Raw genomic sequence first — 14,462 nt, 5'->3', positions numbered from 1 at the left:
AACAAGTTTTGAGCAATCGTTTGACGGGCCAGTCTTACTTTGTCTGTACCTGACCGTCGGGGATGAAGACGTAGCCGAAGCCCCAGACGGTTTGCAGGTAGCGGGGGGTCGATGGCTCGGGTTCGACGAGCTTGCGCAACCGGGATACCTGGACGTCGATGGCGCGGTCGAAGGGCCCTTGCTCGCGTCCCCGCGCCAGAGTCATCAGCCGGTCGCGCGAGAGCGGCTGACGCGGGTGTTCGAGCAGTGCTTTGAGCACCGCGAACTCGCCGGTCGTCAAGGGCTGGATTTCCCCTTTGCGCTTTAGTGTGCGAATTCCGAGGTCGACCTCGACGTCGCCAAAAACGATGATTTTGTCCTCGGATGTCGGTGCCCCGGGAACCGAGCTTCCTCTCCGACGCAAAACGGCTTGGATGCGCGCAACGAGTTCGCGGGGATTGAATGGCTTGGGCAGATAGTCGTCGGCACCCATTTCAAGCCCGACGATGCGATCGATTTCGTCGCCTTTGGCCGTCAACATGATGATTGCCTGTAGCGGCTCGGCAGCTCGCAGTCGGCGGCAGATCGAGAGTCCATCCTCACCGGGTAGCATGAGGTCAAGCACGATCAGGTCGAAGCTCTCGCGCGCCAACCATTTGTCCATTGCCTCCGCAGCTTCAGCCGTCTTGACGGCGAACCCTTGCTCTCCAAGATAGCGTTGGAGCAGATCGCGGAGCCGGCGGTCGTCATCTACGACGAGGATTTTTCTTTCAGCCATGCGGCAATCCTAACCGGAAGCGTCGGATGCGAAAAGGGGCCGGTGCTCGCGTAAAGGCGGCCGGATCGGGGGGTACCGAAGGAATGGCGGGTAGAACAACGGAATGATGCACGCATTGTCCTGGCGTATAGCATCACCATCCGGTGATGCAAAAGGGACACGGGCCATTGGCAGCGTGGCACGCGTCAGAAAGCGGACATCAGAGCGTATTCGGCTTCGCGCAGATAAGGGAGCGAGCGGGCCACGGCGCGTTCGGACGTCTCGGTGCCCATCGGCAAGCTGACGCTGATCGAGCCAACCATTGTGCCGTCGCGCTTGCGGATGGCGACTGCAATACCGCGCACCGAGGGGGCTAGTTGCTGTTCGAGCAGCGCGTAGCCACGAACGCGGGCATTGTCGATGTTCTCACGCACGGCGTCGGCCGTCGTAGCCGTGTGCTGCGTGTACGGAACGAATTTTCTTCCGGCCAGCCAGGCGTCGACCTCTTCCTTGGGGCGGTACGCGAGCATCGCAATGCCGGCCGCGGCGAGGTTGGCAGACACCCGGGCACCGAGTACGAAGCCGACATTCTGTATTTGGCTCGATCCGTCGCGTGCCACGAATACGACATCGGTTTCGTCGAGCACGGCGTAATAGGTCGCCCCGCCGAGCGCAACAGCGATGCGCTGCAGGTACGGCTGGACGGCGCGTGGGAGTTTTGCTGAATCGAAGTATGACCAGCCGAGCCGGAGGACACGCGGCGTTAGCCAGAACATTTGGCCGTCGCTTTCTACGTATCCGAGGTGCTCCAGCGTGCGCAGGTAACGGCGTGCCGCCGTCCGCGTGATTCCGGTGCGACGGGCGGCTGTCGAGGCAGTTAGGCGAGGATGCGCGTCGTTAAAGGCTTCGATGATGCGGATGCCTTTGTCGAGACCAGCGATCCAGTCGCGTTTATCGAGTTCCCGCTTTTCCGTCATTTCCCCTCCGGGTGCGCGATAGTCGCGCGAAGTGTATGAATATCGCGCAGAAGTTTTGAGCCGTCAATGTGCTCATTCCGGAGAAGACGAAACTGCCGCTTTTTTCCGCACAAGGAACCTCCCTCGTCGCTGAAGCCCCCGCTGTCTTTACCATGGCATCCCGAGTGGCACGAGGGTTGGCTGGAACCTAGACACAGCAGGGTCTCGCGGCGTTTCATGGATCTGCGAGCGGTGCGCCGTTCTTTTCCTTTTGTATGCCAAAAACGTAATTTTGGCATTGATTGGTTCGTTCCAAACCTGCATAACCTTATGCCAATCCATCGTTTGTGACACTGGGTGATCCTTGCAAAAATTTGCCTCGGTTTTGGGGGGCGGCATGCCGAACTGCCACGTATCGGCCTTTAGGCGGGTGGCGGCTCGAAGCGCTCTTTTGAGTTCCTCGCAAACCGTATTGGCGTGCCGTCGGTACGGTATGAGGAAGATTTAGAATGAGGTCGTGGTTTCGATGATCCGTCCGAGTCGCACTAAGCGTGGGCCGGCTGGTCAGAGAACCCGGACGTTGCTCTGCCGGTTCGATCGCAATCGATTGGGCGGCAGTTCGGCCGACCACGAATAAGCAATCTTTATTATCTCGGAGACCTAAAGCATGACCACACAAACAAAGATCATCTGGACCAAGATCGACGAAGCGCCGGCGTTGGCGACTTATTCGTTCTTGCCCATCGTGCAGGCCTTTACGAAGAATACCGGGGTCGAGGTCGAAACCAGCGATATTTCCTTGGCCGGTCGCATTCTTTCCAACTTCCCCGAGAGACTGACCGAAGCGCAGCGCGTTGCCGACAATCTCACGCAGCTCGGCGAATTAACGCTCCGTCCCGAAGCCAACATCATCAAGTTGCCGAACATCAGCGCCTCGGTCCCGCAACTGAAAGAGGCGATCAAGGAACTGCAGGGCAAGGGCTACAACGTCCCGGACTATCCCGAGAATCCCCAGACCGACGAGGAGAAGGAGATTAACGCGCGGTACTCCAAGGTCTTGGGCTCCGCCGTCAATCCCGTCCTGCGCGAAGGCAACTCCGACCGGCGCGCGCCGCTCTCCGTGAAGAACTTCGCGCGCAAGAATCCGCACAAGCTTGGACCTTGGTCGGCCGACTCGAAGGCGCGCGTTGTCTTCATGTCGAACGGCGATTTCTACGGCAACGAGAAGTCCGTCGTCATTGAAGCAGCCAGCGAGATGAAGATCGAGTTCGTCGGCGCCGACGGCGCGGTGAAAGTGCTCAAGGACAAACTGAAGGCATCGGCGGGCGAAATCGTCGACGGCACCTTCATGAGCAAGAAAGCTCTCCGTCAGTTCTATGCCGAGCAGATCGAGAAGGCGAAGAGCGAAGGCCTGCTCCTTTCGCTGCACTTGAAGGCGACGATGATGAAGGTGTCCGACCCGGTGCTCTTCGGCCACGCCGTTTCCGTCTTCTTCGAGGATGTGTTCGCCAAGCATGCCGAGACCTTCAAGCAACTCGGTGTCAATCCGAACATGGGCTTGGGCGACCTCTATGCCAAGATCAAGACGCTGCCGGAAGCGAAGCAGGCCGAAATCGAAGCCGACATCAAGGCCGTGTATGCCAAGCGCCCAGCGCTGGCCATGGTCGATTCCGACAAGGGCATTACTAACCTGCACGTGCCGAGTGACGTCATCGTGGATGCGTCGATGCCAGTCGTCGTTCGCGATTCCGGCAAGATGTGGAACCGGGAGGGCAAGCTGCAGGAAACGCTGGCGATGGTCCCCGACCGCTGCTACTCGCAGATGTACCAAGCGATGATCGAGGACTGCAAGAAGAACGGCGCCTACAATCCTGCGACCATGGGCTCGGTGCCGAACGTCGGCTTGATGGCTCAGAAGGCCGAAGAATACGGTTCGCACCCGACGACGTTTGTTATCCCGGCCGACGGTACGGTTCGTGTCGTGGATGCCGCGGGCAAGACGCTGATCGAGCATCAGGTCGGCGCCGGCGACATCTGGCGCATGTCGCGCGTTAAAGATATCCCCGTCCAGGACTGGGTCAAGCTGGCGGTCAATCGCGCCCGTGCAACCGGCGCGCCGGCCGTGTTCTGGCTCGACAAGAATCGTGCTCACGACGCGAACGTGATTGCCAAGGTTGAGAAATACCTGAAGAACCACGACACGAGCGGCCTCGAGATCAAGATCCTGTCGCCGGTCGATGCGATGAAGTTCTCCGTTGAGCGCATTCGCCAAGGCAAGGACATCATCTCGGTGACCGGTAACGTCCTGCGTGACTACCTGACCGACCTTTTCCCGATCCTCGAACTCGGCACCAGCGCCAAGATGCTGTCGATCGTTCCGCTGCTCGCTGGTGGCGGACTGTTCGAAACGGGGGCTGGCGGCTCGGCACCGAAGCACGTCCAGCAATTCCTCAAGGAAGGCTATCTGCGTTGGGACTCGCTCGGCGAGTTCTCGGCTCTTGGCGCTTCGCTGGAACACCTGGCGGTCAACTTCAAGAACCCGAAAGCGCAGGTTCTGGCCGACGCGCTCGACGTAGCGATCGCCAAGTTCCTCGACAACAACAAGTCGCCGGCGCGTAAGGTAGGCGAGATCGACAACCGCGGCAGCCACTTCTATCTCGCGATGTATTGGGCCGAAGGTCTGGCCGCGCAGAGCAAGGATGCCGAACTTCAGGCGCGCTTCGCCAAGGTGGCCAAGGCCATGCAGGAAAACGAGGCGAAGATCAACGCGGAGTTGATCGGAGCACAGGGTAAGCCGGTTGACATCGGTGGTTACTACTTGCCGGAGTTCGGGAAAGTGTCGAAGGCGATGCGCCCGAGCGCGACGCTGAACGCCATCATCGATGCACTGTGAGGCAGCGGCAGTACTTGTTTAACTGAGCTTGATTAAAAGGGGGACTCCGGCCGCCCCCTCGTTCCCGGGGTGGGGCGGAGGGCGGGCCGGCGACATTACGAGAAAGAAAACAGGGAAGCGAACAGGGTGATCGCACAGCTGGTATCCCGATCCGACGTTGCTTCGGCACGAGAACTGATCGAGCGCAACGAGCTTTCCTTCGAGGAAGGTTACGACGAGCTGTTCGGCATTTACGAGAGCGGCACGCTCGTCGCCGTTGGCGCGCGGGCAGGCAACATCCTGAAAATGCTTGCCGTGGAGCCCTCGCATCAAGGCGGCTCCTTGCTCGGTGAGCTTGTTACGGCACTCGTTTCCCGCGGGCTGGAAGCCGGGTACGAGTCTCTATTCGTATTCACCAAGCCCGCCTATGCGATGACGTTCCAATCGCTCAACTTCACCTTGCTCGCCAATCAGGGAAAGGTCGCCCTGCTTGAGTACGGCAAAGGCCTGAAGTGTTGGCTGGCCTCGAACAGCGCTCTGGTGAAACCAGGACTGAACGGCGCGATTGTCGTCAACTGTAACCCGTTTACCCTCGGGCATCGTTACGTCATCGAAAGTGCCGCAAAGGCCGTCGAGAATCTGTACGTTTTCGTCGTGCGCGAAGACCGGTCCGTGTTTCCGTTCGACGTCCGTTTCCGGCTGGTGAAAGAGGGCGTACGCGATCTCGCGAACGTAATCCTCCTCGATACGTCGCGCTATATCGTGAGCGGTGCGACGTTCCCGACCTATTTCCTCAAGAAGGACGATCCCGTGGCGCGCATCCAGATGGAACTGGACGTCATTCTTTTCGCTTCGCGGATTGCACCTTACTTCGGCATCACGCGCCGTTTCGTGGGGACGGAACCCAACTGCCGTCTGACGAACGGTTACAACGAAACGATGAAGCGGTTGCTCCCCGAGTATGGGATCGAACTCGTCGAGATCGAGCGCAAACAGGCGACAACGGGAGTAATCAGCGCATCGAAGGTGCGTGAACTATTGCTTAGCGACGATGTAGGGCAATTGAAGGACTACGTGCCTCAAACTACCCTCGATTTCCTCACGAGCGACGAAGCGGAACCGATTCGGAACACATTGCGGTATGACAATAGGAGGTAACGTATGGAAATACTGAAGAAAGGACAGGCGGGCACGATGCAGTCCAGTGACCTGATGGTCACTGTCGAGCCGGCCGACCGACTCTTGATCGAGATCGAGTCGACGGTGAAGAAGCAGTTTGAGCATCTGATCCGCGCCAAACTCGAGGAAGTGCTGGCCAAGAATGCCGTCAAATCCGGCAAGGTAAGCATCAGCGATCGCGGGGCGCTCGATTACGCGATTGAGGCGCGTCTGGAAGCCGCGTTGCAGCGGGCAGGGGGAGCGTAATGGAAAACGAGAACACGACATTCAGATACAAGGAATACAAGCAGGGGCGTCGTTTCCTGCTCAAAATCCTGCCGGGCCAATCGCTGGTCGAAAACATCAAGAAGCTGGTGGTGAAGGAGAGCGTGAAGTCCGCGGTCATCCTGTCAGCGCTTGGTTCGATCCGCAAAGTGCGCATCAATGGTATCAAGAGCGGCGCCAAGCTGCCGATCACGCGCGCGCGCCTCACGCCCCATGAACTGGAAGGGCCGCTCGAGCTGCTCGGCCTGACCGGAAATATCATTCCCGGGGAAGATCACCAACCGGATTGCCATTTGCATATAATCGCCGGCAAGGCATCGGGCGACGTGGTCGGTGGACAGCTCGAGGACGCCGAGGTGTTTGCGACCTGCGAAATTGTCCTCGTCGAGTTGATGGTCGAAGGCGTCGAACGCCACAAGTCGCAAAGCGGCGGTACGGCAACCATCTACTTTGCGGAGGAATAACCATGGCCGATTTCAAACTGCGCCGCTCGCTGCTCTACGTGCCGGGCAACATGCCCTCGATGCTCCAGAACATTCCGCTGTTCCAGTGCGATGCCGTTCAGATCGACCTGGAAGACGCCGTGCCATTGTCCGAGAAAGACGCCGCGCGGATTCTGGTGCGCCGCTTCCTCGACAACTACAAGGTGCGCAACAAGGAGATCCTGGTGCGTATCAACGGGCTCGACACCAAGTGGGCTCTCGATGATCTGAAGACCGTGTTGCCGGCGAAACCGGATGGTATTCGCCTGCCGAAGGCGGATACACCGGAGGTTGTCGAGCACCTCGATACGTTGTTGACCGAATACGAAGAAGAACTCGGTTTGCGCGTCGGTCACTTCAAGATTCTGCCCTCGATCGAAACTGCCGAAGGCGTGCTCAACGCGCCAAAAACCGCGCGCGCGTCCGACCGCCTGATTGGCCTTGCCTTCGGCGCCGAGGACTACACGGCGACGATGGAAATCAACCGCACCAAGACCGGCGAGGAATTGTTCAACGCCCGGATGAACGTGCTGTGGGGCGCCAAGGCAGCCGGTATTCAGGCGATCGACTCGATCTTCGCCGATGTGAACGACATGGAGGCGCTGCGCAAGGAAACCGAACTCATCAAGAAGCTCGGCTTTACCGGCAAATGCATGATCAACCCGCGCCAGATCGACATCATCCACGAGGTTTTCGCGCCGAAGCAGGAGGAAGTTGATTACGCACTGGAGGTGATGGACGCCATCAAGCGTGCGCGCGAGATGGGAACAGGCGTCATTTCACTGAAGGGCAAGATGATCGACCGACCGGTGGTTGTGCGCGCCGCGCGCGTGCTGAACACCGCCCGTGCCCACGGCATGGTCGATATCGTCATCAACGAGGAGGACATCAATGGCACGGAATAGCGTGGGACGGGAGATCCCGGAGACATTTGCTGGCAAGAAACTCATCCCGTACAGCGATCCCTGGTCCCTGCAGCCGCATGCGGAACGTTCGACACGGGCGATTCGGCGGCTCACACATAACGGCAGCAAACTCGTCGGCGGCCTGCGCGATGCGATCATCGCGTCGGGGCTCAAGGACGGAATGACGATTTCGACGCACCACAGCCTGCGCAACGGCGATTACTTGCTGAATGAACTGGTCAAGGAGATCGATGCGCTCGGCATTCGCGACATCAAGATCGCGTCGAGTTCGGTGCATATCGTGCACGCGGAGTTGATTCCCTACATTCGCAAGGGCGTCATCACGGCCTTCGAATGCGGCGTCAACGGCCCGATCGGCGAACTCGTGTCGAAGGGGGAACTCGATTGCCCGATCATCGTGCGATCGCACGGCGGCCGCGCGCGTTCCCTGATCACCGGCGAAGTGCCCGTCGACGTCGCCTTCCTCGCCGCTCCGTATTGCGACGAGTACGGCAACTTCAACGGCTTCTACGGCCCGTCGGCCTGCGGCAGCTTGGGTTACGCGCTGGTCGATGCGCAGCATGCGCACAAGGTGGTCGCCGTCACCGACAACCTAGTACCGTTCCCCGCGGTGCCGGTCGGCATTCCGCAAACCGTGGTCGATTTCGTTTGTCAGGTGCCGCGCCTCGGCGATCCGAAGAAAATCGTGTCGTCGACGACCAAGGTTACGACCGATCCGATCGGCCTGCAGATTGCCAAGTACGCGGCGATGGTGATCGAGTCATCGGGCTACATGAAGACCGGCTTCTCGTTCCAGACCGGAACCGGCGGCATTTCGCTGGCGGTGGCCGAACACGTACGCAACATGATGCGCAAGGGCAACATCAAGGGCAGCTTCGGTTGCGGCGGCATCACCGGCTACTTCGTCGACATGCTTGAGGAGGGCCTGTTCGAGGCCTTGTTCGACGTTCAATGCTTCGACCTCAAGGCCGTCGAGTCGATCGGGCGCAACCAGAAGCACGTCGAGATGACGGCCGGCACGTACGCCAACCCGTTCAACTGCGGTTCCGTGGTCGATCGCCTCGACTGCGCGATCCTTAGCGCGACTGAAATCGACGTCAACTTCAACGTCAACGTCAATACCGAATCGATGGGCTACCTGTTGCACAACACAGGCGGCCACTGCGACGTCGCGGCCGGTGCCAAGGTCTCGATCGTTGTGGCTCCGTCGATCCGCGGTCGTCTGCCGATCGTCCGCGACGAAGTGACGACGATTACTACGCCGGGCGAAACCGTCGGCGTCATCGTCACGGAACGCGGCATCGCCGTAAACGACAATCTGCCCGACCTCAAGGCCGAACTGATCAAGCGCGGGGCGCCGGTGAAGGATATCCGCCAGCTCCGCGATGAGATCTACTCGGTTACCGGTATTCCGAAGCCGGTTGAGTTCGAGGACAAGATCGTTGCTCTCATCGAGTACCGTGACGGCTCCATCATTGACGTCGTCCGCCAGGTCAAGCCGTAATTACCTGGACGCGCGGGACAGCCGCCAGGATGCCCTCGCTCAAGCCTTGAGCGCGGGGCATCGAGCGACGCTGTTCATGTCGCTCAACATTCCAGGACAAGAAAAGACGCCTCCCGGTGCGGAGGCGCTTTTTTCGTGGATGCTCGGTGAGATTGCATCCGTTTTCCCGCGACGTGTCGTACTTATCGCCGCATGCGATTTGCTTGGACCGTATTCCATTCTCGGCATCGACGGAGAGCCAGAGTCGATCAAGCGTCGCTGCGTGGAGCTTGAGGCCCTACGGCCATCGGCGCGTCTCGTCGATCTCGACGTTTACGCCGTTGGTGGAGTGCAGGTTGACCGTGCGGCGCTGGGCCTTCCTAGTCGTACCTGCCTCCTATGCAACGAGCGCGCTGTCGACTGCATCCGCAGCAAGCGCCATGCTTTTGAACAAACGATCGGAAAAGTCCATGAACTCCTCGCGCCATTCCGAGCTTGAGCGCTTGGCTATCGCCCTGGGAAGAGGGGCGAGCATGGAACTCTACCTAACGCCGAAGCCCGGTCTCGTGGACCTCATGGACAACGGTTCGCACCCGGATCTCTCGGTTCCGATCATGGAGCGATCAATCGGCATCGTCGAGGATTACCTAGGAGAACTGGTTGCCTCACTCATCGCCGGCGAGCCGTTCTTGCGTCAGCAGGCCATTGCCATCCGCGCCGAGCAGCGGCTTTACAGAGAGCTTGGAACGAATACGCACAAAGGGTACATCTTCCTCAGCGGTATGCTGCTGATCGCGTTTTATCATGCCGATGGAAGCGATGAGGCGTCGGTGCGTGTCTCTCTATCGTCGATCTCGGAAGTGTTTTTCCACTCGGCCGTCGACACCGACTCCAACGGTGCCAGGGCCCGTCGTCAGTTCAAGGCGGGTGGCATTATCCGCGAGGCGACAGGGGGCTATCCGTCGCTGTTCGATACTGCGCTGCCGGTGTTCCGTCAGACTCTCGCACAGAGCGGATGCATGACTACGGCATCGTTTGCCATGATGGCGCAGCTAATGCAAACGGTCGACGATACGACCACGCTGCACCGCGGCGGACCAGAGGGTTTGATGCGCGTACGGCGGGATGGGGGCGAACTCGAACGGATCATCGCCGACGGTGGCGAATTCATTCCGTATCTCGAAGAACTCAACCGCGAGTACAAAAGCCGGAACCTGACGATTGGCGGCGTCGCCGACATGCTGGGTATCGCGTTTGGCTGGCTAACCGCCGGGGCGGAGATTGCACCGGTCGATGCGGAAACCCCGGTTCAGGCCGTTCTGGCTGCGGGGTGAGCAGAGCGCCCGGCGAACCGGGCGCTCTGCTTTCGCTGTGCTTTATTTCTTGGTGGCGAGAGCCGCAGGTTCGAGGCCCTGCTTTTCGATGATCGGATAGGCGACCGGCGATATCAGGAACCTGACCAGTTCCTGCGCCGCGGTTGGTTCCTTCGACGTCTTGGCCGCACCGACCGAAAAGACCGTCACCTTCTGATACGGCTCAGGTATTGCGCCGACGAAATCGACTCCCGGGATCGGCAGCAGTTCGCTCACCTGTTGGAATCCGAGTTCGAGGTCTCCGCGTGCCACCCAGGTGGCGACACGATCTTTCACGATCTCCTTGGCCTTGCTCATGATCCGGCCTTCCGCGCCGATCTTGGGGAAGACCTCTTGCGAGAGGTAGACGCCGCTCGCACTTGCGGAATAGCCGATCGATTTGGCATCGAGGAGCACCTTCTCAAAAGCTTCCTTGGTACCGATGTCGGGCTTCGGCTGCCCGGCTCTCACCACCATGCCGATCTTCGAATGCACGAGATCGACGCGGCTGCCTGGAATGGCGAAACCTTGCTCGATCAGCTTGTCAAGTTCGGTGCCGGCCATCATCAGCAGATCGGCTGCTTCGCCGCGCTGGATACGAGCCGGGATTGCCGTCGGCGACGAGCCCATAGACGAACCGGAGATGAGCACGATCTTGTGTCCCGTCGCCTTCTCGAAGGCCGGCCCGAGTTCTTCCATGGCCGAGTAAAAGCCACCCGAACTCATGACGACCACTTCGGCGGCCACGCCTTTGGTAGCCACGAACGGCAACGCACACAGGCAGGCAACCAATAGCCCACGGATCGATGACATCGTTCTTCCTCCTACGTTATGAATAATCTTCGGCAGTGTTTGCGCCAGACGGCGGTGGCGCACATCGGCGGGATAGTCGTGCAGAAGAACTTGGACGACGGCGGGTTCTTCCCTCTTGTTTCTGCTTGCGCAATCCGAGATTAAGTTGGCGTCCGATGTCGCCGCTGTGTAGCGAATGCCAGTGGTGCTGCGTGGATGAGAGCGCGCCAAAAGCCACCAAGGGCACCAAACCTCTTCAGGAAGTATCCTGTCGCTGGCTTGATACTCATGGTGGCGGATGGTGGTTCGCTTACGCCTCGACGACTCTCGAAGCTACTGGCTGACTTGTCTGGCCAACTTGTTTTTCTTGATTTTCTTGCTCATCATCGGCCACAGGAAAGTCAGGACGGCCACCGTGAGAACCAGGACGGACACCGGGCGGGTTACGAAACCCATGCCGCTGCCATCGCCGATGATGATCTGCTTGCGCAACGAATTTTCGATGATTTCGCCAAGGATCAGGCCAAGAATCACCGCGGCGTTGGAGTACTTGAACTTGTCAAAGAAATAGCCAACGAGGCCAAACACGAACATGATCAGGACGTCGTAGAAGCTGTTCTTGAGCGAGTAGGCGCCGACAAGGCCGAGCGTGATGATCAGCGAACCGAGCAGCGGATAGGGCAGCTTCAGGATGTGTCCGAACTGGCTGGTGACGAATCGCCCGCCCACGAACAGCAACAGCGCGGCCGTGATCAAGGCCAGGAAGATGGCGTTGAGCATGATCGGCTGTTCCCGAAGCAACATCGGTCCAGGTGTCAGTCCGATGATCAAGAAGGCGGCCATGATGACCGCGGCAACCGGGCTGCCCGGGATGCCGAGCGTCAGCGTGGGAACCATCGAGCCGCCGACGGCCGCATTGTGTGAACACTCCGGGGCGATGATTCCGCGCGGATTGCCTTCACCGAACTTCGGATTGGCATTCTCATTCTGGGCTTCCGAGCCGTAGGCTATCAGGCTGGCGATCGAGCCGCCCGCCGCGGGAATGATGCCGATAATCGTGCCGATGACCGAGCCTCGGATGAAGCTGGACCACATCTTGGCCATCTCGGAGAATTTCAGGAGCTTGATCTTGACCTTATGCTCGGAGCGTAGCGACGTATCGACGTGACGGTACTCCTCGATGTTCTTGTAGACTTCCGCAACCGCAAATGCTCCGATCATGACCGATATATAGTTGATTCCGTTAAGTAACGACGGTTGTTCGAAAGCAAAGCGTTCGACGCCGTTGATGCTGTCTATCCCGATGGTGCCAATCATCAGGCCAATCATCACGGAGACGACCGCCTTGGTCTGGTTCTTGGCGCCGAGGCTGGTGATGCAGCTTAGACCGATCAAGCCCAAGCCGAAGTACTCAGCGCTCTGAAAAGACAGCGCGGCCTGTGCCAGCATGGGGGACGCCAAAAGCATGACGAAGGCCGAGAAGATGGTACCGAAAGACGACGCGGTGACCGCCAGCCCCAACGCCTCTCCGGCCTTGCCCTTCTGCGCCATCGGGTAACCATCGAACGTAGTCGCAACCGCCTCCGGAGTGCCCGGGGTCTTGAGCAGGATCGACGAAATCGATCCGCCGCAGGAGCCGCCAACGTAGCACGACACCATGAGGATGATGGCCATGATCGGGTCCATCGAATAGGTGAAAGGTAGAAGCAGAATGATCGCCATCGACGTGCTGAGGCCGGGAAGTGCGCCGCATATCATGCCGAAAAGCATACCGACGCAAACCAGCAGAAAGGTCATCGGGTTGTACACGGCGACCAGGGATTGAATGATGATATCCATTGACTGGTTTCCTTCGGTCAGTAGATCAGGTAGCTCAAATCACGGAAGAGCTCCGCGCCGCGCGGCAGGGGAACATAGAACAGGATCCCGAATACGACGACCATGACGGCGGTGGTGACGCCTGAAAAGACGGCGAGTGCCGCGGGCTTGCGGTATCCCATGGAAAGAGGTGCAACCACAAGGTAGATCAAGGTGGCCAGTACGAACCCGATGACGTCGAGCAGTCCGACATAGGCGGCCAATACCAACACGTTGATGAACACCATGCGCCCGTCGACGGAGCGCAGGTTCAGCATCGGAATGTCGACCTTGCGTTTTTCCTTGATGGTGTGAATGGTGATCATCGCCAGGCCGATCAGAGCGATGACGCCTATGATGATCGGGAACCCCCCGGCACCGAGCACGTCAGCCGGGTTGTCCGTGGCCGGGAGTTGTATCGCTTGCGCCAGATAGAACAGGACGCCCAGCCCGATAAGTATGTTGAATACGATTTCTGCTGCCATGAAATGACGCCCCCTCTTGAACTATCTGATTTGCACGACTGGGGGCGAAACCTGGGGCCCCTGGTCGTTCTTAGTTGCCAGAAGCCTGGTGCTATTTCTGTTTGACCAGCCCAAGTTCCTTGAAGACTGTTGAGTACCCTTCAAATTCTGCATCCCACGACTTGCGGAAATCGTCTGCCTTCATGTAGCCGGGAACGAGGTTGGTCATTTCCTTCTTTTCCATTTCCTTGTAGGCCGGATCGTCGTAAGCCTTCTGGAATGCCTCGATGATGATCTTCTTGACCGGTTCCGGCGTTCCCTTCTTGACCACGAACCCGCGCCACGACCCTTGAGTGAAGTTGATCTTTTTCTCGACTGAGCTTGGAACATCCTTCAGTGCCGGAACGTCAAGGCGCTTGTCGTTGAGTACCACCACCGGCCGCACGTCGCCGCCGGACATCAGGCTCATGAAAGAAATCAGCTTGTCCTGATAGACATCCAACTCGCCACCGAGAACGGCGGCTTTGAGTTCGGAACCGGACTTGTAGGGAACATAGGTCCATTGGATGCCAGCTGCCCGGGCAAAACCGTTGGCGATGTAATCGTCCAACCCGCCGGGCGACAGACCGCCGATCTTCAGCTTCTTGGGGTTGGCCTTGGCGAAGGCCAGAAGGTCGTCGAGCGTCTTGTAGCTGCTCTTCGCGGACACACCGAAGAGCACCACATCGGACTGCACTTTCATGATCGGCTCGAATTCCTTGCGGAACTTGACCGAACTCTTGTTTTGGGCCTCGACGATCAGAAGCGACGGCGTGATTTCGAGAATGGTGTATCCGTCGGCCGGTGCGCCGAACGCGTGCAGCAAGCCTTCGATGGTACCGGCGCCGCCCTTGTTGACGGCGACCAGCGGTTTGCCGAGGTATTTCTCGGCGATCTGCGAGTACTGGCGGGCAAAGATGTCGCTCGCGCCGCCCACGCCAAACGGAATGACCATTTCGACCGGGCGTTTCGGGTAGTTCTGAGCGGCCGCCCCGCTGCTCAGTGCAGCCAGGATGGCCGTTACAGCCACCATCGCGATGCCTCGTACTTTCATTGTTGA

Annotated in this window: 14 protein-coding genes; 8 read left to right on the top strand and 6 right to left on the bottom strand. The window is 59.1% G+C overall.

The features are described from left to right. Positions 1-34: 34 nt before the first annotated feature. Both ompR and NZ453_RS18140 read right to left on the bottom strand, forming a co-directional pair. Positions 35-757, bottom strand: a complete 723-nt coding sequence (gene ompR / locus NZ453_RS18145) for an osmolarity response regulator transcription factor OmpR (protein ID WP_263772237.1) — start codon at positions 755-757, stop codon at positions 35-37. A 185-nt stretch (positions 758-942) separates the two neighbouring features. Beyond that, on the bottom strand, positions 943-1,713 hold the full coding sequence (locus NZ453_RS18140) for an IclR family transcriptional regulator domain-containing protein (RefSeq protein WP_263772236.1): 771 nt from the start codon (positions 1,711-1,713) through the stop codon (positions 943-945). A 646-nt stretch (positions 1,714-2,359) separates the two neighbouring features. On the opposite strand from NZ453_RS18140, the gene NZ453_RS18135 reads away from it, so the two are divergent. The 8 genes from NZ453_RS18135 (at position 2,360) to NZ453_RS18100 (ending at position 10,232) form a co-directional block, all read left to right on the top strand. Then, positions 2,360-4,585 (top strand): NADP-dependent isocitrate dehydrogenase, encoded by a 2,226-nt coding sequence (locus NZ453_RS18135; protein ID WP_263772235.1) that lies wholly within the window; start codon positions 2,360-2,362, stop codon positions 4,583-4,585. A gap of 126 nt (positions 4,586-4,711) precedes the next feature. Beyond that, positions 4,712-5,722: a [citrate (pro-3S)-lyase] ligase gene (citC, locus tag NZ453_RS18130; protein ID WP_263772234.1), complete on the top strand. Its 1,011-nt coding sequence runs from the start codon at positions 4,712-4,714 to the stop codon at positions 5,720-5,722. Between the two features lie 3 nt (positions 5,723-5,725). Further along, the gene (gene citD, locus NZ453_RS18125; RefSeq protein ID WP_263772233.1) at positions 5,726-5,989 is read left to right on the top strand and encodes a citrate lyase acyl carrier protein; all 264 of its coding nucleotides are present in this window, start codon (positions 5,726-5,728) and stop codon (positions 5,987-5,989) included. Then, entirely contained in the window at positions 5,989-6,471 is a 483-nt protein-coding gene (locus NZ453_RS18120) for a PPC domain-containing DNA-binding protein (protein WP_263772232.1), read from the top strand. The genes citD and NZ453_RS18120 overlap by 1 nt, the downstream gene beginning before the upstream one ends. Positions 6,472-6,473: 2 nt before the next feature. Then, positions 6,474-7,394 carry an HpcH/HpaI aldolase/citrate lyase family protein gene (locus NZ453_RS18115; protein ID WP_263772231.1) on the top strand — a complete coding sequence of 307 codons (921 nt, stop codon included), beginning with the start codon at positions 6,474-6,476 and terminating at the stop codon, positions 7,392-7,394. Continuing rightward, positions 7,381-8,919, top strand: coding sequence for a citrate lyase subunit alpha (gene citF / locus NZ453_RS18110; protein WP_263772230.1), 1,539 nt, complete (start codon positions 7,381-7,383; stop codon positions 8,917-8,919). Before NZ453_RS18115 ends, citF begins: the two co-directional genes overlap by 14 nt. Beyond that, complete coding sequence (locus tag NZ453_RS18105) at positions 8,801-9,397, top strand: citrate lyase holo-[acyl-carrier protein] synthase (RefSeq protein WP_263772229.1); 597 nt, start codon at positions 8,801-8,803, stop codon at positions 9,395-9,397. The genes citF and NZ453_RS18105 overlap by 119 nt, the downstream gene beginning before the upstream one ends. Next, complete coding sequence (locus NZ453_RS18100; protein WP_263772228.1) at positions 9,369-10,232, top strand: triphosphoribosyl-dephospho-CoA synthase; 864 nt, start codon at positions 9,369-9,371, stop codon at positions 10,230-10,232. The genes NZ453_RS18105 and NZ453_RS18100 overlap by 29 nt, the downstream gene beginning before the upstream one ends. 42 nt (positions 10,233-10,274) lie before the next feature. Here the strand turns inward: NZ453_RS18100 and NZ453_RS18095 are convergent, their stop codons facing one another. From NZ453_RS18095 to NZ453_RS18080, 4 genes are all read right to left on the bottom strand, one after another. Next, complete coding sequence (locus tag NZ453_RS18095) at positions 10,275-11,063, bottom strand: substrate-binding domain-containing protein (RefSeq protein WP_263772227.1); 789 nt, start codon at positions 11,061-11,063, stop codon at positions 10,275-10,277. A 312-nt stretch (positions 11,064-11,375) separates the two neighbouring features. Then, positions 11,376-12,881: a tripartite tricarboxylate transporter permease gene (locus NZ453_RS18090; RefSeq protein WP_263772226.1), complete on the bottom strand. Its 1,506-nt coding sequence runs from the start codon at positions 12,879-12,881 to the stop codon at positions 11,376-11,378. Between the two features lie 17 nt (positions 12,882-12,898). After that, positions 12,899-13,384 (bottom strand): tripartite tricarboxylate transporter TctB family protein, encoded by a 486-nt coding sequence (locus NZ453_RS18085; RefSeq protein ID WP_263772225.1) that lies wholly within the window; start codon positions 13,382-13,384, stop codon positions 12,899-12,901. Positions 13,385-13,475: 91 nt separating this feature from the next. Further along, entirely contained in the window at positions 13,476-14,456 is a 981-nt protein-coding gene (locus tag NZ453_RS18080) for a tripartite tricarboxylate transporter substrate binding protein (protein ID WP_263772224.1), read from the bottom strand. Positions 14,457-14,462: the final 6 nt, after the last annotated feature.

It is taken from the genome of Propionivibrio soli (genome assembly GCF_025770765.1).
GTDB lineage: Bacteria > Pseudomonadota > Gammaproteobacteria > Burkholderiales > Rhodocyclaceae > Propionivibrio > Propionivibrio soli.
The sequence above is the reverse complement of the archived record's forward strand: the minus strand, read 5'-3'. Positions and strand labels throughout refer to the sequence as shown.

Coding starts and splice junctions, on each gene's coding strand:
- ompR (WP_263772237.1), bottom strand. CDS start 757: ATGGCTGAAAGAAAAATCCTCGTCGTAGATGACGACCGCCGGCTCCGC.
- NZ453_RS18140 (WP_263772236.1), bottom strand. CDS start 1,713: ATGACGGAAAAGCGGGAACTCGATAAACGCGACTGGATCGCTGGTCTC.
- NZ453_RS18135 (WP_263772235.1), top strand. CDS start 2,360: ATGACCACACAAACAAAGATCATCTGGACCAAGATCGACGAAGCGCCG.
- citD (WP_263772233.1), top strand. CDS start 5,726: ATGGAAATACTGAAGAAAGGACAGGCGGGCACGATGCAGTCCAGTGAC.
- NZ453_RS18120 (WP_263772232.1), top strand. CDS start 5,989: ATGGAAAACGAGAACACGACATTCAGATACAAGGAATACAAGCAGGGG.
- NZ453_RS18115 (WP_263772231.1), top strand. CDS start 6,474: ATGGCCGATTTCAAACTGCGCCGCTCGCTGCTCTACGTGCCGGGCAAC.
- citF (WP_263772230.1), top strand. CDS start 7,381: ATGGCACGGAATAGCGTGGGACGGGAGATCCCGGAGACATTTGCTGGC.
- NZ453_RS18105 (WP_263772229.1), top strand. CDS start 8,801: ATGAGATCTACTCGGTTACCGGTATTCCGAAGCCGGTTGAGTTCGAGG.
- NZ453_RS18100 (WP_263772228.1), top strand. CDS start 9,369: ATGAACTCCTCGCGCCATTCCGAGCTTGAGCGCTTGGCTATCGCCCTG.
- NZ453_RS18095 (WP_263772227.1), bottom strand. CDS start 11,063: ATGTCATCGATCCGTGGGCTATTGGTTGCCTGCCTGTGTGCGTTGCCG.
- NZ453_RS18090 (WP_263772226.1), bottom strand. CDS start 12,881: ATGGATATCATCATTCAATCCCTGGTCGCCGTGTACAACCCGATGACC.
- NZ453_RS18085 (WP_263772225.1), bottom strand. CDS start 13,384: ATGGCAGCAGAAATCGTATTCAACATACTTATCGGGCTGGGCGTCCTG.
- NZ453_RS18080 (WP_263772224.1), bottom strand. CDS start 14,456: ATGAAAGTACGAGGCATCGCGATGGTGGCTGTAACGGCCATCCTGGCT.